Annotated in this window: 21 protein-coding genes; 5 read left to right on the top strand and 16 right to left on the bottom strand. The window is 70.3% G+C overall.

Going from position 1 to position 17,162, the window contains the following annotated elements; translation table 11 throughout:
• Positions 1 to 44: 44 nt before the first annotated feature.
• Positions 45 to 1,757, top strand: a complete 1,713-nt coding sequence (locus AUL35_RS11905) for an iron ABC transporter permease (RefSeq protein WP_062015154.1) — start codon at positions 45 to 47, stop codon at positions 1,755 to 1,757.
• Between the two features lie 88 nt (positions 1,758 to 1,845).
• Positions 1,846 to 2,010, top strand: coding sequence for a hypothetical protein (locus tag AUL35_RS22125; RefSeq protein ID WP_156417960.1), 165 nt, complete (start codon positions 1,846 to 1,848; stop codon positions 2,008 to 2,010).
• 34 nt (positions 2,011 to 2,044) lie between these two features.
• Here AUL35_RS22125 and AUL35_RS11900 read toward each other — a convergent pair whose 3' ends face one another.
• From AUL35_RS11900 to AUL35_RS11855, 10 genes are all read right to left on the bottom strand, one after another.
• On the bottom strand, positions 2,045 to 2,803 hold the full coding sequence (locus tag AUL35_RS11900; protein ID WP_062015051.1) for a Crp/Fnr family transcriptional regulator: 759 nt from the start codon (positions 2,801 to 2,803) through the stop codon (positions 2,045 to 2,047).
• A gap of 148 nt (positions 2,804 to 2,951) precedes the next feature.
• Positions 2,952 to 3,431 (bottom strand): GreA/GreB family elongation factor, encoded by a 480-nt coding sequence (locus tag AUL35_RS11895; protein ID WP_062015050.1) that lies wholly within the window; start codon positions 3,429 to 3,431, stop codon positions 2,952 to 2,954.
• Positions 3,432 to 3,533: 102 nt separating this feature from the next.
• The gene (locus AUL35_RS11890; RefSeq protein WP_062015048.1) at positions 3,534 to 3,917 is read right to left on the bottom strand and encodes a YkvA family protein; all 384 of its coding nucleotides are present in this window, start codon (positions 3,915 to 3,917) and stop codon (positions 3,534 to 3,536) included.
• 79 nt (positions 3,918 to 3,996) lie between these two features.
• Entirely contained in the window at positions 3,997 to 4,473 is a 477-nt protein-coding gene (locus AUL35_RS11885; RefSeq protein WP_062015046.1) for a hypothetical protein, read from the bottom strand.
• 151 nt (positions 4,474 to 4,624) lie between these two features.
• Positions 4,625 to 4,810: a DUF2934 domain-containing protein gene (locus AUL35_RS11880; RefSeq protein ID WP_062015044.1), complete on the bottom strand. Its 186-nt coding sequence runs from the start codon at positions 4,808 to 4,810 to the stop codon at positions 4,625 to 4,627.
• Between the two features lie 83 nt (positions 4,811 to 4,893).
• Positions 4,894 to 5,100 carry a hypothetical protein gene (locus AUL35_RS11875; RefSeq protein WP_062015043.1) on the bottom strand — a complete coding sequence of 69 codons (207 nt, stop codon included), beginning with the start codon at positions 5,098 to 5,100 and terminating at the stop codon, positions 4,894 to 4,896.
• Between the two features lie 31 nt (positions 5,101 to 5,131).
• Positions 5,132 to 5,314, bottom strand: a complete 183-nt coding sequence (locus AUL35_RS11870; RefSeq protein ID WP_062015041.1) for a CsbD family protein — start codon at positions 5,312 to 5,314, stop codon at positions 5,132 to 5,134.
• Between the two features lie 171 nt (positions 5,315 to 5,485).
• Positions 5,486 to 6,991 (bottom strand): PAS domain S-box protein, encoded by a 1,506-nt coding sequence (locus AUL35_RS11865; protein WP_062015039.1) that lies wholly within the window; start codon positions 6,989 to 6,991, stop codon positions 5,486 to 5,488.
• A 29-nt stretch (positions 6,992 to 7,020) separates the two neighbouring features.
• Entirely contained in the window at positions 7,021 to 7,296 is a 276-nt protein-coding gene (locus tag AUL35_RS11860; RefSeq protein WP_062015037.1) for a hypothetical protein, read from the bottom strand.
• A complete protein-coding gene (locus AUL35_RS11855; protein WP_062015035.1) occupies positions 7,293 to 7,523 on the bottom strand; it encodes a hypothetical protein in 231 nt (76 codons plus the stop codon). Before AUL35_RS11855 ends, AUL35_RS11860 begins: the two co-directional genes overlap by 4 nt.
• A 354-nt stretch (positions 7,524 to 7,877) precedes the next feature.
• On the opposite strand from AUL35_RS11855, the gene AUL35_RS11850 reads away from it, so the two are divergent.
• A complete protein-coding gene (locus AUL35_RS11850) occupies positions 7,878 to 8,885 on the top strand; it encodes an NAD(P)-dependent alcohol dehydrogenase (protein ID WP_062015033.1) in 1,008 nt (335 codons plus the stop codon).
• Between the two features lie 25 nt (positions 8,886 to 8,910).
• On the opposite strand, the gene dhaL (AUL35_RS11845) is transcribed toward AUL35_RS11850, so the two are convergent.
• The 6 genes from dhaL (AUL35_RS11845) to AUL35_RS11820 all read right to left on the bottom strand — a co-directional run bounded on the left by dhaL (AUL35_RS11845) (position 8,911) and on the right by AUL35_RS11820 (position 15,050).
• Entirely contained in the window at positions 8,911 to 9,552 is a 642-nt protein-coding gene (gene dhaL / locus AUL35_RS11845) for a dihydroxyacetone kinase subunit DhaL (RefSeq protein ID WP_062015031.1), read from the bottom strand.
• A gap of 14 nt (positions 9,553 to 9,566) precedes the next feature.
• Entirely contained in the window at positions 9,567 to 10,565 is a 999-nt protein-coding gene (locus AUL35_RS11840) for a dihydroxyacetone kinase subunit DhaK (protein WP_062015029.1), read from the bottom strand.
• Positions 10,566 to 10,600: 35 nt separating this feature from the next.
• Positions 10,601 to 11,368, bottom strand: a complete 768-nt coding sequence (locus tag AUL35_RS11835) for an SDR family oxidoreductase (protein ID WP_062015028.1) — start codon at positions 11,366 to 11,368, stop codon at positions 10,601 to 10,603.
• Between the two features lie 73 nt (positions 11,369 to 11,441).
• The gene (locus tag AUL35_RS11830) at positions 11,442 to 12,422 is read right to left on the bottom strand and encodes a substrate-binding domain-containing protein (protein ID WP_062015026.1); all 981 of its coding nucleotides are present in this window, start codon (positions 12,420 to 12,422) and stop codon (positions 11,442 to 11,444) included.
• Between the two features lie 97 nt (positions 12,423 to 12,519).
• Positions 12,520 to 13,524, bottom strand: coding sequence for an ABC transporter permease (locus tag AUL35_RS11825; RefSeq protein WP_062015024.1), 1,005 nt, complete (start codon positions 13,522 to 13,524; stop codon positions 12,520 to 12,522).
• Between the two features lie 44 nt (positions 13,525 to 13,568).
• Positions 13,569 to 15,050 carry a sugar ABC transporter ATP-binding protein gene (locus AUL35_RS11820; RefSeq protein WP_062015022.1) on the bottom strand — a complete coding sequence of 494 codons (1,482 nt, stop codon included), beginning with the start codon at positions 15,048 to 15,050 and terminating at the stop codon, positions 13,569 to 13,571.
• A 174-nt stretch (positions 15,051 to 15,224) separates the two neighbouring features.
• On the opposite strand from AUL35_RS11820, the gene dhaL (AUL35_RS11815) reads away from it, so the two are divergent.
• The gene (dhaL, locus tag AUL35_RS11815) at positions 15,225 to 15,893 is read left to right on the top strand and encodes a dihydroxyacetone kinase subunit DhaL (RefSeq protein ID WP_062015021.1); all 669 of its coding nucleotides are present in this window, start codon (positions 15,225 to 15,227) and stop codon (positions 15,891 to 15,893) included.
• The coding region (locus AUL35_RS11810) for a sugar-binding transcriptional regulator (RefSeq protein WP_156417959.1) at positions 15,893 to 17,162 on the top strand (1,270 nt) is incomplete at its 3' end. The genes dhaL (AUL35_RS11815) and AUL35_RS11810, both read left to right, overlap by 1 nt.

Below are 17,162 nucleotides of genomic sequence, written 5' to 3'. Positions count from 1 at the left end.
TGACGAACCAGGCCGGGACCTGGCGTCCCGGCCCCGATCGCCTCATGGCCTCCTCCCGCGCGTCCACTCGTCTTGCGTTCACCGGCTCGGCCGGATGGCGGCTCGCGTCCTTCCTGGTCGCGGCCGCCATCTGCCTGCCAGTCTGCGCGCTGGCCGTCGCGGCGCTGGGGGGAAGCGGCGATCTCTGGCGCCACCTGCTGAGCGCTGTCCTGCCCTCCGTCGCCTTCAACACGCTCGCCCTTCTTCTCGGCGTGGGCGTGCTGGTCGGCGTGGTCGGCACCGGCACGGCCTGGCTCGTCACGGCCTACCGCTTTCCCGGCCAGCGCATCCTGGAATGGGCGCTGCTCCTGCCGCTCGCCGTGCCGACCTATGTCGTGGCCTACGCCTATCTCGACATCCTGCATCCCGTGGGCGACGTGCAGGGCTTCGTGCGCTGGGTCCTCGGCTACACGAGCCCGCGCCAGTTCCGCCTGCCCGACATCCGCTCGCTGCCGGGCGCGGTGCTGCTGCTCGGCCTCGTCCTCTACCCCTACGTCTACCTGACGACGCGCGCGATGTTCCTGACCCAGGCGGCGAGCCTCGTGGAGGCGTCCCGCACGCTCGGCCTCTCGCGCGCCGAGGTCTTCGGCCGCGTCGCGGTGCCGCTCGCCCGCCCCGCGATCGCGGTGGGCGTGAGCCTGGCCCTGATGGAGACGCTGAACGACATCGGCGCCTCGCAGTTCCTCGGCGTCCAGACGCTTACCGTCTCGGTCTATTCCACCTGGGTGAACCGCAACGACCTGGCTGGCGCCGCGCAGATCGCACTCGCCATGCTGGCCGTGGTCGTGCTCCTCGTCATGGCGGAGCGCCATGCAAGACGCCGCCAGCGCTATGCGGCGGCCGCGCAGAAGCCGCGTCCGATGCAGCCCGTGCCGCTTGCCGGCCTGCCCGCGCTCGGCGCCACGCTCGCCTGCGCCCTGCCGGTCCTCCTCGGCTTCGCCGCGCCCGCCGCCTATCTCGTGTCGGAGGCCACCAAGCGCGTGCGCTTTGCAGGCGTGTCGCCGCGCATCATTGCCGAGATCGGCAACACGGTCGCGGTGTCCCTGGCCGCGACGCTCGCCATCCTCGGCTGCGGCCTTCTGTTCGGCTATGTCGGGCGCACCTATCCCGGGCGCCGGGCGGCGCTCGCCGCGCGGCTGGCGAGCCTCGGATACGCCGTTCCCGGAACCGTGCTGGCGATCGGGCTTCTCGTGCCGGTCGGCGCCTTCGACCGCCTCGTCGCCGACGTCGTGGAGCGCTTGGCCGGCATCTCGCCCGGCCTCGTGCTGCTCGGCTCGGGCGCGGCGCTCGTGCTCGCCTACACGGCACGCTTCGCCGCGATCGCGATCGGGGGCGTCGAGGCGGGCCTCGGGCGCATTTCCCCCTCGCTGGACGGGGCCGCGCGCGTCCTTGGCCACGGCCCGGCCGCCGCCTTCCGGCGCGTCCACCTGCCCCTCACCCGCGCCGCCATCGCCTCGGCCGGGCTCCTCGTCTTCGTCGACTGCATGAAGGAACTGCCCGCGACCCTTCTCCTGCGCCCGCTGAACTTCGAGACGCTCGCGACCCACCTCTACGGCGAGGCGGCGCGTGGGACCTACGAAGAGGCCGCCATCGCCGCGCTTCTCATCGTCCTGATCGGGATGCTGCCGGTGGCCGTCCTCGCGCGGCTGGGAGGCGGCAGCACTCCGGCCGACGCCTCCGCTCGGCGCGATGCGGGAGTGGGTCTCGCCGATTCTTAGCGGCGACCATGAATTATATCGCGCCATATGATCGTATCGCCATCTTTGTCTCGTTCAACGCGTTGAGACGAGAGATGGAGTTGATCGCATGACCCTGCGCGAGATCGTGGAGGATTACGAAGGCGGGCGCATCGACGCCGGGGACGCGCTGGAGCTTTCCGGCTGCGTCTCCCTGCTGGCGATGTACCAGCTTCTGGACGAGGATGCGGACGAGGAGCGGGAGATCGTAGCGCCCCTCGCCAGGACAGCCTGAGACGCACCGCGCATCCGGCGAAGTCCGCCCGCCGTCAGCCTGCGGCCGCGAGGGGGCGCTGCTGCTGTTCCATATGAAGGAACGAGCCGTCGAACTCGCCGAAGCGCACCAGCCCGTCCCAGTCCAGGACGACGACGCGACCCTTTTCCATGCGGATGAGGTGCTGGGCGCGCAGGGCCTGCGCCGCCTTGTTGATGCTGACGACGGTGAGGCCCAGGACCTCGCCGATCAGCTCCTGCGACATGGGGAACTCGAAGCCGTCCTCGCCCACGAGCTCGACGGCGCCGTGGCGCATCTGCATCTCGCACAGGAAGTGGGCAAGGCGCGCCTCGGCGCCGAGCTGGGCGTTGCGGAAGATCGCCGCGCGAAAGAGAGCCGCGTCGATGAGGCTCTCGCGCCAGAGGGCGGCGGCCATAGGAGCGGAAGCGTCGCACAGGCGCCGCAGGTCGTCGTGCCCGACAAAGGCGATGCGCGCCGCGCTCACGGTCTCGATGTCGTGATCCATGCGCCGGATATGCAGGCTCTGCAGGTCCGGCATGTCGCCGGGAATGTGAACCGACAGGATCTGGCGCTGGCCGTCGGCGGTGTACTGCGTGCGCACGACGATGCCCCGCACGATCAGGCAGGAATGCTTCGGCGTGTCGCCTTCCCGGATGAACGTGTGCCGCGCGGACATCTCCTCCATCCGCCAGGGAAGGCCGGACAGGAGTTCGTGCTCGCTGCGGCCGAACGGCAGATGGGCCGACAGGCGAAGCGCCAGCAGGCCTTGAGCGTTGTCGTTCACAGGTTTCATGAGATGTTCCTGGAATGCCACGGCCGCCGCATTGGTTAGCCGCCTTCCATTATTAGGAAAGGGCGCGACGTGTCGAGCCGCATGCTCCCGAAGAGCGATCCGACCGCAGCGCGACGCCCCGCCGTCGCAGGTTTGGCGACGGCGGGTATCAGACCTTCGCGGCCTGCCCGATCCGCACGATCTCGGCCTCGGCGGGACCGATCCGGAACCGGTCGCCCTCCTCCTTGCCGATGAGTTGGCGCGCCAGCGGCGAGAGGTAGGAGATGAGGCCCTTGGCGGGGTCGGCCTCGTCGATGCCGACGATGCGGTAGTGCTGGATCGCGCCCCCCGCCCGGCGCAGCGTGACGTCGTGCCCGAACTGGACCGTCTCGCCGTCGGGATCGGGCGTGGCGAGCTGGGCTGTGGAACGGCGCGCGCGCCAGTAGCGCAGGTCGCGGTTCAGCATCGCCATCGCGATCTTGTCGTCCGAGGCGCGCGCCTTTTCGAGCGCGGCTTCGCCGGCGGCGATCGCCTGGTCGAGTAGCTCCAGTCCATGGGCCGTCACGAAGTTGGGGTCGGTGCCGAGATCGCGCTCGGGCAGCGCCTCCACCTGGTCCTCGTTCGGCTCCTTCACGAAGGCTACGCTCATGGTGCCCTCCTCGCGGCAAGCGGTTCCGGATTCCGGATCCTGTGACCCTTCATATAGGAAGCGCGTCAGCTTTTGCCCGCAAGCCCCCGGCCGCCGGATCGATCAGCCGTCGCGAAGGAGAAACCACGCCGTGCCGATCGCGGCGGCGGCCCAGATCAGAACGATCGCGGCGAGGCCCGCTCGGCTCCTCGGTCGCGCCTCGCGCCGCAGGGCTTCGGCCCGGAACTCCGCCATGAGGGGTCCGGGGACGAGGCGCACGGCCAGGAGGATACCGAACGGCACGATCAGGAGATCGTCCAGAAGGCCGAGAACCGGGATGACATCCGGGATGAGATCGACGGGCGACAGGGCGTAGGCGGCGACCGATCCCGCGACGATCTTGGCGAGCACCGGCGTGCGCGGATCGCGCGCCGCGACCCAGAGGGCCACGACGTCGCGCTTGATCCGCTTCGCCCAGGACTTCGCCGCAGCCAATCGCTCGTTCATGCGCCCGGTTCTGGCACGCGGAGGTTTCGAACGCCTTGCGATACGGCGGACAAGGCCCCGTCAACGCGCCACCTTCGAACTACTCCTCTTCCTCCGGGTCGCGGACCTTGGTCTCGGCGCTGATGCTGAGGCGCTGGTAGACGCCCAGCCCGACGATCAGGAGACAGCCCGACACGAGCAGCATGGTCGGGTAGATCATCAGGCGCGGATCCTCCTTGCCGGCCTCGAACACGGTGACGAGCGCCTCCAGGAGCACGGCGATGATGATGGTGGAGATGAACTTCGTCAGGCTGCGCCTCGCCTCGCCCGCATTGCGCATCTCGCGCCCCCGGATCGCCTCCTCCTCCAGAAGGTACTTGCCGACGTCGAACACGGCGATCGCGATCACGGTGTAGCCGACCGCCTCGAGTGCGGTCGCCCCGAGGCTGCGGTCGGGCACGCGCAGGCTCTCCCACACGCCCGAGCCGGCATAGACGATCAGGGCGCAGGCCAGGATCATCAGGACCGCGCTCGCCACCCCGAAGGCGATCCGCGTCAGGACATCGAATGCTCGCATGCTCTCTTCCTTGCCTCGCGAACCAAGATTGCCCTGCCCCCGATAAGCGCAAGAGGCCGCAGGACCCACGGCGGTCCTGCGGCCTCTCCTCTCCGCGCCCTCGACGCATGAACTCCGGCGCGCGGAATGGGGGGGGGTGGCGGGCGGGGCGCTAGCGCGCGACGCTTCGCCCGGCCTGATGGCGCTCCGCCGCCGCGCGCCGGTCGGTCTCGATCTCGCCGGAGGCGCGCGCCCAGAACTCGAACTCGCGGCCGTAGGGACGCCCGGCTTCCTCCCACAGGAAGTAGGCCCGCTCCCGCACGATCGGCGTCAGATCGCCGTCGCTCGGCTCCTGCATGTGTCCTCCCTTCGGACGCCGGTCCCCCCTTCCGGCGCGACGTCCCCTTGTTTAGAGATTGCCGCAGCTCCGCGGCCTGTGGGTCAGGCGGCGACGAAGACGTAGTAGCCGGTCTCGCGCAGCACCTCCCGGAAGGTCGCGCGCTCGGCCGCGGGCAGCTGCTCCGCGATGTCGGCGACCTTGCCGGCGAACGCCCAGCCCGCTCCGTGCAGAAAGTGCGGCAGGGCGCCGCCGTCCGGCACGGCGCAGAGCGAGACGAGCTCGCCGTCCTTGCGAAAGAGGTTCAGCATCTCGATGCTCCGGCCGTATAGCCTTCGACCATCAGCGCTTGAACGTGTCGCGCACCGCGTCCTTGGCCTCGCCGGCCTTGCCCTGGAGCTTGCCGGCGGTCTTCTCGGCGGCGCCCTCGGCCTCCACGCGGTTGTTGCCCGTCACCTTGCCGAGCGCCTCCTTGACGGAGCCGACGACCTGCTTCCTGGCGCCCTCGATGCGATCCTTGTCCATGTCGATCTCCCTGGTTTCTCTCGGTCGACGGGCCCGGCACCATGACGGGCGGGCCTTCCTGCATACCCGATGATCTGGGGCGCGGCAGCCGGTTCCGAAGAGCCGGGTGCATCAGTGCGTATGACGCACGCGTTTCTTTCTCGCGATAAACCCTCGCCCGCCCTGATCTTGTCACCGCTTGCGCGCGGGTCCGCGCCGTTCCGCCTCGGCGCCTACGATGCCGCGCTCACGCGCCCAGACGATGGCCTCGCTGCGCCGGTGGACGCCGATCTTGGCGTAGATGCGCTGCACGTGGTTGCGCACCGTGTTGCGCGACAGGAAGAGCTTCTCGGCGATCTCGGTATCGTCGAGCCCCTGCGACACGAGGCCAAGGACCTGCCGTTCCTTGGCGGTCAGATCGACCAGGCTGGAGCGTCCCTGGCCCTCGGGTTGGGGCGAGCGCATGTTGGCAAGCTTTTCCATGACGCTGCGGCTCAGCCAGGACGTGTCGGCCAGCGCCTCCTCGATCGCCTTGACGAGCTCGAGCTCCGACGTCTTGCGCACCGTGATGTCCTGGAAGACGTCGAGCACGCAGACCTCGCCGCCGATCCGCACGGTCTCGGCCGAGACGAGGCAGTCGGCGGTCGTGCCGTCCTTCTTCTTCAGCTTCGCCTCGTAGCCCCGGAAGCCGCCCGTCTCGACGAGCTCGCGCTCCTGCCGCCGCCGCGTGGCGGCCGTGTCCCAAAGCTCGATCTCGGCGGTGGAGCGGCCGACGACCTCCTCGATCGACCAGCCCGTCTCCTTCAGGAAGGCCTCGTTGACGTCGAGGATGCGGAAGCCGTCCAGCGTCGAGATCTTCATGGGCACGGGGGCGAGGCGGAAGGTCTTGGCGAACTTCTCCTCGCTGTTGCGAAGCGCGGTCTCGGCCTTCCGTCGCGGCTCGAGGTCGGCGAAGGTGAAGAGCATGCAGCGCTCGTCGCCCATCTCGATGGGCTGTCCGGCGGCGATCACGAGCTTGGTCTCGCCACCCGGCAGCGGGAGAGAGGCCTCCATCTGCGGCACGGTCTCCCAAGCGGCAAGACGCGCCTTGCCGACCTCGCGCTTGTCGGCGCCCGCCATCACGTCGAGGTCGTAGACCGAGCGGCCGATCACCGCCTCGCGCGCGTAGCCCGTCATGTCGAGGAAGCCCTGGTTCACGCGGATGAAGCGCAGGTCCGAGATGCGGCAGATGAGGGCCGGTGCCGGGTTGGCGTTGAACGCACGCTCGAAGCGCTCGATCGCCTGCATCTCGTCGGTGGCGTCCGTCACGATCAGGACCAGGCAGTCCGGCTGCCCTTCCCCGTCGGTGAGCACGAGCGAGCGCACGCGATGCACCCACTCCGGCTCGGCCGCACCCGCGCGCGCCACCTCCACCACGACGTCTGTGAACATCTCCCCCGCCACCACCCGGTCGGCCGGATAGGCGCCCTCGTCGACCGCGTGGTGGTTGCGGTAACGAAGCTGGTAGCGGCGGCGATACTCGTCGACGTCGCGGCCGAGGTCTGACACCTCGCGCGCGCCGTGCATCACCAGCGCCGCCCGGTTCGCCCAGGCGATCGTCTGGTCCGGGTCGATCAGGATCACGCCCTCGGTCAGGCCGGCGATGATCTGCTGAAGCTGCTGACGCTCGACCGTCTGTGCGGCGAGTCTGTCGGCCATGGACCTGGCTCCGTGGTGCGGGGTCGACATCATGGTTCGGGAAGGACCTCCGCCGCGATCGCGGCGTCGGCCGGCTCGGGAAGGCGGAGCGCCCGGATGCCCGTGGTCTGGCGACCGTCGCCGGTCACCGCCACGCCGTGGCGCAGGAAGGTCGCCTCGAGGCTTTGCCGGTAGCCCTCCTCGATCGGCCGGTCCCGCTCGAACTCGAAGATGCGCGAGATCGGCACGCCCGAGCGGGACGACAGGTAACGCGCGGTCCAGGCGAGAAAGCCGCGGGCCGCCCGGCAGGTCCGGCCATCGATCAACGCGGATCGGCCGGCGCGTCGGCGAAGGGGTCGTAAACGCCCCGGCCGTGCTCGGTCCAGACCGTCTGGTGGTCGAAGCCGTCCATCCAGTTGATCCAGTCCTCGCTGTTGAGGTCGTGCGGGTTGCCGGTGCGCGGCTGGCCGTCGCGCGCCGCCTTCGCGCCCGCCCGGATCACCGGGGCGCAGGCAGGCAAGGGCACGTCGTCGGTCGGGATCGTGGTGGTCATGAAAGGCCGCGCTCCTCGCGAAGGTGTAGGTGAACCGGCTGCTTGTTCCCGGTTGTCGCGGGCGCCGGCTCCCGCCCGAAACCGCCTCGTCCCCCAAAGGCTTTCGGGGGCGCCGGCAACCGATCGGTCGCGCACGAAATAGGTGGCGTCCGACCCTTCGGTAGAAGCACCGACACCAATTTCATTGATGCAGGATGCTCTTTGCGGACGGACCACCTCGGCCTGCGAGGGTCGCTCCGCCTCAACAGAGCGTGTCGGCATCGCAGGCTCGATCGCCATGGACGCCCGAGCCTCTGCCCATATCTCAGCAGGCAACCGGCCCACCAAGGGCCGCAGGCAGACAGGAACGATCAGATGAAGGCGATGGTGTTGCGGGCCCCCGGCGGCCTCGAGCGCATTCAACGCGAGGACCGGCCCGATCCCGGTCGGCCCGGACGCGGCGAGATTCGCGTGGCCCTCCACGGGGGATCGATCAACTACCACGACCTGTCGGTCGCCAAGGGCCAGATGAAGGCGGACGATGGGCGCGTCCTCCTGGCCGACGGGGCGGGCGTGGTGGACAGCGTCGGCGAGGGCGTCACGGAGTTCAAGCCCGGCGACACGGTGGTCTCGTGCTTCTTTCCGGACTGGCAGGCGGGCCCGGCGACCGTCGGCGACTTCCGGCGCACGCCGGGCGACGGCATCGACGGCTTCGCGCAGGAAACCGTGGTGCTGCCCGCCACCGCCTTCACCCGCGCGCCGAAGGGCTACGACGCGGTGGAGGCCGCCGCGATCACGACCGCCGGCCTCACCGCCTGGCGCGCGCTGGTTGGCGACGGCGCGCTCAAGGCGGGCGACACGGTGCTCCTTCTGGGAACCGGCGGCGTGTCGATCTGGGCGCTGCAGATCGCGCGGATGTTCGGCGCGCGGGTCGCGATCACGTCCTCGTCCGACGAGAAGCTGGAGCGGGCGAAGGCGATGGGCGCCGAGTTCACGCTGAACTACAAGGCCGAGCCCGAATGGGGCCGGCGCATCCGTGACTGGACGGATGGGGCGGGCGTCGACCACGTGGTCGAGGTCGGCGGGCCGGGAACGCTCGCCCAGTCCATCGAGGCTGTGCGGATCGGGGGCCATATCTCCCTGATCGGCGTCCTCACCGGCTTCTCGGGCGAGATCCCGACCGGGGTCTTCATGACCAAGCAGGCCCGGCTTCAGGGCCTGATCGTGGGCAACCGCCAGCAGCAGCAGGACTTCGTCAGGGCGCTGGAGGCGAACAACGTGCGGCCGGTGATCGACCGCCGCTTCGCGCTCGACGATCTCGCCGACGCCTTCCGCTACGAGGAAGGCGCCGGCCACTTCGGCAAGATCGGCGTGGAGTGGTGATCCGCTCCGCGCCGTGAGGCGAGCCTCAGGCGAGACGCGCCTTCGCCCCCTCGGCCAGCGTGCCGAGGATCATGGCGCAGGACGTCGCGCCGGCATCGAGAACGCCGCGCGAGCGCTCGCCGAGCCGGCTCGCGCGGCCGACCTTCGCCACGAGGTCGACCGTGGAGTCGCGGCCCCGGTCCGCCGCCTCGACGAGCGCGTCCAGCGCCTCGGCGAACGGGCGGCCTTGCGCCGTCGCCGCATCGAAGGCTTCCACCGCCGGCACGAACGTGTCGAGAAGGGTCTTGTCGCCGACCCTGGCCGAGCCGATCGACTGCACGCCTTCCAGCCCCTTGTGGAGCATGGCCGAGAACAGGGCAGCGTCGATCGCGTCCCGGCCCTCGATGGCTTCAGAGAACTCGGTGAAGGTCATGCCGTAGAGCGGACCCATGGAGCCGCCGATCTCGCCCATCAGCACCTCGCCGAGAAGCGCCATGGCCTCGGCCAGCGTCGCCTCGCGGCCCTTCAGCCGCTCCGCCGCCATGCCGAAGCCCTTGGCCATGTTCACGCCGTGGTCGCCGTCGCCGATCTTGCCGTCGATCTCGGAGAGATAGGCACGGTTCTCGACGATCCGCGCCGCCATCGCCTCGACGATGGCGCCGCCGCCCGCATTGGGAAAGCTCTGCATCGGTCCCGTCTCCCTCAACCGGCGAAGCCGGGCGCACGCGCCTCGGCATCCAGAAGCCGCTTCAGCTCGTCGTCGAGCGCGACGACGGTCAGCGTCGCGCCGACCATCTCGAGCGAGGTGAAGTAGTTGCCGACATAGGTGCGATGGATCGAGAGGCCGCGCGCACGGATCTCCTCCTCGATCGTGTCGTTCAGGATGTAGAGCTCGTTCAGCGGCGTCGCGCCGAGGCCCGAGACAAGGACGGCGACCTCGGTTCCCGAGGCCAGGTCGTGGTCGTCGAGCACGATGCGCGCCATGTCGCGCGCGACCTCGGCCGCCGTCTTCAGCGGCTCCACGCGGATGCCGGGCTCGCCGTGGTGGCCGATGCCGACCTCCATCGTGCCGGGCTCGATCTGGAAGTTCGGATGGCCGACGGCGGGCAGAGTGCAGGGCCCGAGGCCCACCCCGATCGAGCGGCAGCTGTCGATCGCCTTCTGGGCGACGGCGCGCACCTCCTCGAGGCTCCCGCCCTCGGCCGCCTTCGCGCCGCCGATCTTCCACATGAAGATCTCGCCGGCGACGCCCCGGCGCTTCTCGCGCTCGGCGGCCGGCGCCGAGCAGACGTCGTCGTTGGCGACCACGACCGCCACCTCGATCCCGTCCTTGCTGGCGAGCTTGGTCGCCATCTTCACGTTCATGTTGTCGCCGGCATAGTTGCCGTAGAGGCATACGACGCCCGCGCCGCCATTGGCCTCCTTGATGGCGTCATGGAAGCTTTTGGCGGTCGGCGAGGAGAAGAGCTCGCCCACGGCCACCGCGTCCACCAGCCCGCGTCCGGTATATCCGATGAAGGCGGGCTCGTGGCCCGAGCCGCCGCCCGTCACGACCCCGACGCGCCCCGCCTTCGGCGCAGCCGTCGAGACCACGACGCGCCGGTTCGTCTCCGACAGGCGCACGAGGTCGGAATGGGCCTTCACGAAGCCGCGGACGGTGTCGTCGACCACCTGGTCGGGGTCGTTGATGAAGCGCTGCATGGGACTGGGGTCCGTTCGAAAGGGGCTTTGGGGGATCAGAGGATCGTGTAGCCGCCGTCGACCACGAGGTCGGCGCCGTTGATCATCGCGGCGGCATCCGAAGCGAGGAACAGGGCGGCGGCGGCGATCTCGTCGGGATAGGCGAAGCGGCCCACGGGGATGCGCCGCTTGGCGGCCTCGCCCTTCTCGCCCGCCCAGGCGGCCTTGCCGAGCTCGGTCAGAACCACGGTCGGCGAGATCGTGTTGGCGGTGATGCCGTGGCGGCCCCACTCGGCGGCGAGCGTCTTGGTGAGGCCGATCACGCCGAACTTCGAAGCGCAGTAGGCCACGTGCTCCTCGATCGCGACCGTGCCGGCCTGCGAGGCGAGGTTGACGATGCGCCCGCCCCGGCCGGCCGCGATCATGCGGCGCCCGGCGGCCTGGCTGACGAGGAAGGTGCCCTTGAGGTTGATCGCGATGGTGCGGTCCCACTGGTCGAGCGTCAGCGCCTCGGCGGGCGCCAGCGCCACGATGCCCGCGCTGTTGACCACGATGTCGAGCTGCCCGAAGGCATCCGCCGCCGCGCCGACGGCGTCCTCGACGGAGGACGGGTCGGCCACGTCGCAGCGAAAGGCGCGCGCGTCGCGCAAGGTCGCAGCCGTCGCCTCGGCCGCCTGAAGGTTGTTGTCGAGAAGCGCGACGCGCGCGCCCTTGGCGGCCAGCGCCCGCGCGATGGCCTGTCCGATGCCCGAGCCGCCGCCGGTGACGAGGGCGACCTTGGTCGCCAGCGAGAAGTCGAGGTCGATAGAAGGCGCGTCGCTCAACGGGAGGCTCCGGGCAGAGGGTGGAAGGGAGACGGGTTGCGGCGGCCGGATCGCCCGGCCGCCGCGAGCAGTGCTACTGGCGCGACTTCAGGAGCTCGTCGGCGTTCGCGGTCGTGACCGGGGTCCAGGGCACGAGGTAGGTCTTGGCCTTGCCGTCTTCCCAGCCCATCGAGGGGTACTGCTTCCAGATCGGCGATTCCGGCTGGTAGTCGGGCTTCACCGCCTTGATCGCGATGTCGAGCGCGCCCTGCGCCTGCGCGTTCGCGTCCTGGAGGATCGAGGCCATCTCGCCCGCCTTCACGGCGTTGATGGCGTCCGTCACGCCGTCGACGCCCGCGATCGCGAAGTCGGAGACGTTGAGGCCGGCGGCCTTGATCGCCTCGATCGCACCGAGCGCCATCTCGTCGTTCTGGCCGATCACGCCGTTGATCTGGCCGGGATGCGAGGTCAGCCAGTTCTCCATCAGGGTCTGGGCCTCGGCGCGCGACCAGTTGCCGGTCTGCTTCTCCAGGACCTTCACGTCGGGGCAGGCCTTGAGCGCCTTCTCGTTGCCCTCGAGGCGCTGGATCTGGCCGCTCTGGCCGATCGGGCCCTCGATGATCACGACGTTGCCCTTGCAGCCGATCTTGTCGAGCACGGCCTTGGCTTCCAGTTCGCCCGCCTCGACGTCGTTGGAGCCGACATAGGATGTCAGCGCGTCGGAGTTGACGCGCGCGTTGGAGCCGACCACCGGGATGCCGGCGTCGACCGCCGCCTGCACGGGGGCCGCACCCGCCTCGACGTCCATCGGCACGAAGATGATCGCGTTGTACTTCTGCGTGATCATCGTGTTGAACTGCTCCTGCTGGACCAGTGCGTCGTAGCGGCCGTCGAACACGGTCACCTCGACCTCGCCCTTCTGGACGGCGGGGTGCTTCTGGAGCGCGGCGGTCCAGATCTGCATGAACTCGGCGTTGAGGCCGTAGACGGTTGCGCCGATCTTCAGCTTCTCCTGCGCCATGACCGGCGCCGACAGCGCGGTCGCGAGCCCGAGGGCGAGCAGCAAGGTCTTCATGTGAGGTATCCTCCCTTTGGAACCATCGAGGCGGCCCGGAATGGCGCGCGCCTCCCTTCGGCCCGGCGGCGACGGCCGGGCGAAACTCACCGAGGCGTCAGGCCGAATGGCTGCGCTTCTGGTCCAGCATCACCGCGCCCACGATCAGGGCTCCCTTTAGGATCTGCTGGTAGTAGGACTGGATGCCCATGAGATCGAGGCCGTTGTTCATGACGCCGATGATCAGCGCCCCGATCAGCGTGCCGGTGACGCGCCCGACGCCCCCCGACAGCGAGGTGCCGCCGATCACGACCGCCGCGATGGCGTCGAGCTCGTAGGCGACGCCCGCCTGCGGCAGCGCCGAGCCGGTGCGCGCCGACAGGATCATGCCCGCCAGGCCCGACAGGGCGCCCGAGATCACGTAGACCAGGAAGCGGATGCGCGCGACGTTGATGCCCGACGTCTTGGCCGCGTGCGGGTTGCCGCCGACCGCGTAGATGTAGCGGCCGAAGCGCGTGGACGACAGAAGCCACCAGGACACCGCGAAGACGACGGCGAGGATCACGACGGGCATGGGCACGCCGAGGATGTTGCCCGTGCCGATCCAGCGGAAGTCGGGAACGAGGCCCGGCACGGGCCGCCCGCCGCCGTAGATCAGGGTCATGCCGCGCGCCGCCGACAGCATGCCGAGCGTCGCCACGAAGGCGGGCACGTTGAAGCGCGAGACGATCGCGCCGACGATCGCGCCGCTGAGGACGCCGACGCCGATGCCGATCGCGAGCGCCAGCACCACCGGATAGGGTCCGCCCGCCACGCTCGCCGTCGCCGTCGTGGTGACGAAGCTCGCGCTCACGATGCCCGCCAGCGCCACCACCGAGCCGACCGACAGGTCGATGCCGCGCGTCAGGATGACGAAGGTCATGCCGATGGCGAGGATGCCGTTGATCGACGTCTGCAGCAGGACGTTGGAGATGTTGCCCGCCGTCAGGAAGTAGGGGCTCGACACGGACAGGACGCCGACCAGGATCAGGAAGGCGATGAAGATGCCGTATTCCTGAATGAGCAGGCGGCGGCGCTCGGCGCCCAGCGCCGGGTCGGCGGCTTTCGCGTTGATGTCGGTCACGTGACTCTTCCCTATTCCGGCGGGCGCGGCGCGTCGTTTGTGGTTCAGGTCGAGAGGTGGACGAGCGACTGCGCGCTCGCCTCACCGCGCGACAGGATGCCGGCCGAGCGACCACCGCGCATCACCATGACGCGATCCGACAGGCCCAGCACCTCGTCGATTTCCGACGAGATCATGGCGACCGTCCCGCCGGCGGCCGCGAACTCGCAGATGATGCGGTAGATCTCGCGCTTGGCGCCGACATCGACGCCGCGCGTCGGCTCATCGAGGAGCAGGACCCGAGGCTTCCTCAGGAACCACTTGCCGAGCACGACCTTCTGCTGGTTTCCGCCCGACAGGCCCGACACGGGCATCGTGTCGCGCGCCGCCTTGATGCGGAAGCGCTCGATCATGGTGCGGCTGGCCTCGGCCTCCTCGCGCCCGCGCATGGCGAAGGCGGGGCTCATCTCCGGCAGGGAGGCGAGCGCGATGTTGCCGCGCACCGTGTCGTGAAGGTTCAGCCCGCTGTTCTTGCGGTCCTCGGTCACGAAGGCGAGGCCTTGCGCCATCGCGTCCGCCGGGCGGCGCACGGTGACCGGCGCGCCGTCCAGCGCGATGCGCCCCTGCGCCTTCGGGTCGAGGCCGAACAGGGCGTCGAAGATCTCGGTGCGGCCCGAGCCCATCAGGCCGTAGATGCCGAAGATCTCGCCCTTGCGCACGGAAAACGAGATGTCGTCGATGCGGCCCGGGCTGCCGAGGCCCTCGACCGAGAGCCCGACCGTCTCGGTGGGCGTGTTGGTCTTGATGTATTCCTCGCCCATCTCGCGCCCGACGATCATGCGGATCAGGCCGGGGCGGTCGGTTTCGGTGAGCTTGCCGCTCGCGACATAGGCCCCGTCGCGGAACACGGTGTAGCTGTCGGCGATCTGGAAGATCTCGGACAGGCGGTGCGAGACGTAGACGATGCCGCGCCCCTGCCCCCTCAGGCGCTCGATCGCGGAGAAGAGATGCTGGGCCTCGCGCTCGCCGATGGCGGACGTCGGCTCGTCCATGAAGATGACCTCGGCGTCGTGGCTCAAGGCCTTGGCGATCTCGACGAGCTGCATCTGGGCGACCGAGAGCGTCGCCATGGCCTGGCGCGCGTCGATCGCGAAGCCGAGATCGTCGAGCAGCGACTGGGCGCGCTTGTTCATGGCGCGAAAGTCGATGCCGCCGAAGCGGCGCGAGGGCTCGCGGCCGAGAAAGATGTTCTCGGCGACGCTCATGTGCGGAACCGGGCTCAGTTCCTGCTCGATGATGGCGATGCCGGCCTTCAGCGCGTCGGCGGGACTGGAGAAGTCGACCGGCTGGCCCTTGCGCCAGATCGTGCCGCCGTCGCGCTTCTGGATGCCCATGACGATGGTGAGGAAGGTGGACTTGCCCGCGCCGTTGCCGCCGCACAGGGCATGGACCGAACCGGCTTCCAGCTCGAAGCGGCCGTCCCGCAACGCGGCGATGCCGCCGAAGGACTTGCGAAGCCCTTCCACCTTCAAGAGCGGGGTCGTCATGGCATTCCCTCCCGAAGCCCGGACGCGGACTCCCGCCGGCCGATTCCTCCTCGGCCCGCCGTTTCGACAATATTCGATTCACGCCGGAATATGTCAATCGGTATAAGCTAAGTCCGGCACGCTATCCCCGGCCGGGTCGCTTGAAGAATCGTCCGGCCGCCCGACACTTGCGCCATGACCAGACTGACCGCGGACCAGTTCGTCGACATCCTGCGCACCCTCGCCCAGCGGCTCGACGAGGCGCGCGACGCCTTGGGCGAGCTCGACGGAGCGATCGGCGACGCCGACCACGGCCGCACCATGTCGGAGGGGTTTGCGGCGGTGGTGCGCGACACGCAGGCGGCGGCCATGCGCGGGACGGGCGCCGCCGATCTCCTGCCGATCGCCGCCCGCTCGTTTCTCGACGCGGTCGGCGCGACCGCCGGACCGCTCTATGCCGGCGGCTTCGCCGAGGCCGGGCGGCGCCTCGCGGGACGAGACGAACTGGAGGATGGGGACCTGATCGTGATCCTGGCGGGTCTTGCGGAGGGCATCGCGCGGCGCGGCAAGGCGGCACCGGGCGACAAGACCATGATGGACGCCTTCGGCCCGGCGGTGCGTGCCGCGACGGCGGCGGTGGCGGAAGGGGCCGAGGTCCAGGAGGCGCTCGCCGCCGCTGCCCGTGCCGCGCGGGAGGGGCGCGAGGCGACGCGCGCCATGACCGCCTCCAAGGGCCGCGCGGCCCGGCTTGGCACCCGCAGCCTCGGCCATGTGGATCCGGGCGCCGCCTCGGCGGCGATCGTGGTGGAGGCGATGCGCGAGGCCCACGAGGCGCTCGCCGCGCGCCGGAGCGGGGAGCGCTGATGGCGCGGCCTTCCGGGCGCCCGGCCGGCGAGTCGTCGGCCATGCCGCTGCGCTTCGGCGACGACTCGCTGCTCTGGGCCTCGTGGCTCTACCACGAGGAGGGCATGACGCAGGGCGACATCGCCGCCGAGATGGGTATCTCCCGCGCCTCCGTGAACAGCTACCTGGCGGAAGCGCGGGCGCGCGGCCTCGTGACGGTGGAGATCGAGCCCCGGCAGTTCCGCGCCCTCACGCTCGCCGAGGCGCTGCGCGAGCGCTTCGGCCTCGAAGACTGCCTCGTCGTGCCGACCACGGGGGGCGAGCGCTCGCTGATCGCGCGCCTCGGCTCGGCGGGCGCGCAGGCGCTGCGGCGCTTCGTGCGCTCGGGCGACACGATCGCCGTCACCTGGGGACGCACCGCCCTCGCCCTGGCCGAGGCGCTCGACCTTCCGGGCCTTGCGGACCTTCGCGTCGTGCAGGCGACGGGCGGCACGACCGCCAAGATCCCCTGGACCCCGGAAGCCTGCGCCTCGCGCCTCGCCGAAGCCATGCGCGCGCGCTGCATTCCCCTCTCGGCCCCCGCGATCGTGTCGAGCGCGGCCATGCGCGACATGCTGCTCGACGAAACGGTGCTGGCCGAGCAGATGGCGGTTCTCGCCGAGGCCAACCGCATCGTCTTCGGCATCTCCTCGCTGCGCCCCGAGAGCACGATCCACACGAGCGGCTTCTTCGAGGGCGTCGCGCAGCACGACTACGAGGCGCGGGCGATCGGCTCGATCGCGGGCCGCTTCATCTCGGCCTCGGGCGAGCCGGTGCTCGGCCCCCTCGACCGGCGCACGATCGGCATCGACCTCGTGAGCCTGCGCGCCGTCTCGCAGCGCATCGCGGTGGCCGGCGGCCCCGACAAGGTGCCCGCGATCCTCGGCGCGCTGCGCGGCGGCTATGTCAGCGTCCTCGTCACCGACGCGGTGACGGGCTGGGGCGTCCTGACGGCGGACGGCTGGAGCGAGCCCGGCCGCCGCGAGGCGCCCGCCGCGCCGCCCCGCCCGCTCGCGGAGCGCACCCAGACCAAGAAGCTCCTGAACGATCCGCGCCGCGCCGTGGACGAGGCGCTCGAGGGCGCGCTCGCCGCCCACGGCACGCTGATCGCTTCCGTTCCCGGCACCGCGCGCGCCGTCCGCGCCGTCCACGGGCCGAGACCGGGCAAGGTCGGGCTGGTGATCGGAGGCGGCGCCGGGCACGAGCCGGCCTTCTGGGGCTATGTCGGCGCGGGACTGGCGGATGCGGCGG

Source organism: Aureimonas sp. AU4, from assembly GCF_001463765.1.
Taxonomy (GTDB): domain Bacteria; phylum Pseudomonadota; class Alphaproteobacteria; order Rhizobiales; family Rhizobiaceae; genus Aureimonas.
Note: the sequence above shows the minus strand (reverse complement) of the source record. Positions and strands in the feature narration are given on the sequence as shown.

Excerpts from the sequence above, each read along its gene's own strand:
- AUL35_RS11905 (WP_062015154.1), top strand. The coding sequence starts at position 45 with ATGGCCTCCTCCCGCGCGTCCACTCGTCTTGCGTTCACCGGCTCGGCC.
- AUL35_RS22125 (WP_156417960.1), top strand. The coding sequence starts at position 1,846 with ATGACCCTGCGCGAGATCGTGGAGGATTACGAAGGCGGGCGCATCGAC.
- AUL35_RS11900 (WP_062015051.1), bottom strand. The coding sequence starts at position 2,803 with ATGAAACCTGTGAACGACAACGCTCAAGGCCTGCTGGCGCTTCGCCTG.
- AUL35_RS11895 (WP_062015050.1), bottom strand. The coding sequence starts at position 3,431 with ATGAGCGTAGCCTTCGTGAAGGAGCCGAACGAGGACCAGGTGGAGGCG.
- AUL35_RS11890 (WP_062015048.1), bottom strand. The coding sequence starts at position 3,917 with ATGAACGAGCGATTGGCTGCGGCGAAGTCCTGGGCGAAGCGGATCAAG.
- AUL35_RS11885 (WP_062015046.1), bottom strand. The coding sequence starts at position 4,473 with ATGCGAGCATTCGATGTCCTGACGCGGATCGCCTTCGGGGTGGCGAGC.
- AUL35_RS11880 (WP_062015044.1), bottom strand. The coding sequence starts at position 4,810 with ATGCAGGAGCCGAGCGACGGCGATCTGACGCCGATCGTGCGGGAGCGG.
- AUL35_RS11875 (WP_062015043.1), bottom strand. The coding sequence starts at position 5,100 with ATGCTGAACCTCTTTCGCAAGGACGGCGAGCTCGTCTCGCTCTGCGCC.
- AUL35_RS11870 (WP_062015041.1), bottom strand. The coding sequence starts at position 5,314 with ATGGACAAGGATCGCATCGAGGGCGCCAGGAAGCAGGTCGTCGGCTCC.
- AUL35_RS11865 (WP_062015039.1), bottom strand. The coding sequence starts at position 6,991 with ATGGCCGACAGACTCGCCGCACAGACGGTCGAGCGTCAGCAGCTTCAG.
- AUL35_RS11855 (WP_062015035.1), bottom strand. The coding sequence starts at position 7,523 with ATGACCACCACGATCCCGACCGACGACGTGCCCTTGCCTGCCTGCGCC.
- AUL35_RS11850 (WP_062015033.1), top strand. The coding sequence starts at position 7,878 with ATGAAGGCGATGGTGTTGCGGGCCCCCGGCGGCCTCGAGCGCATTCAA.
- dhaL (WP_062015031.1), bottom strand. The coding sequence starts at position 9,552 with ATGCAGAGCTTTCCCAATGCGGGCGGCGGCGCCATCGTCGAGGCGATG.
- AUL35_RS11840 (WP_062015029.1), bottom strand. The coding sequence starts at position 10,565 with ATGCAGCGCTTCATCAACGACCCCGACCAGGTGGTCGACGACACCGTC.
- AUL35_RS11830 (WP_062015026.1), bottom strand. The coding sequence starts at position 12,422 with ATGAAGACCTTGCTGCTCGCCCTCGGGCTCGCGACCGCGCTGTCGGCG.
- AUL35_RS11820 (WP_062015022.1), bottom strand. The coding sequence starts at position 15,050 with ATGACGACCCCGCTCTTGAAGGTGGAAGGGCTTCGCAAGTCCTTCGGC.
- dhaL (WP_062015021.1), top strand. The coding sequence starts at position 15,225 with ATGACCAGACTGACCGCGGACCAGTTCGTCGACATCCTGCGCACCCTC.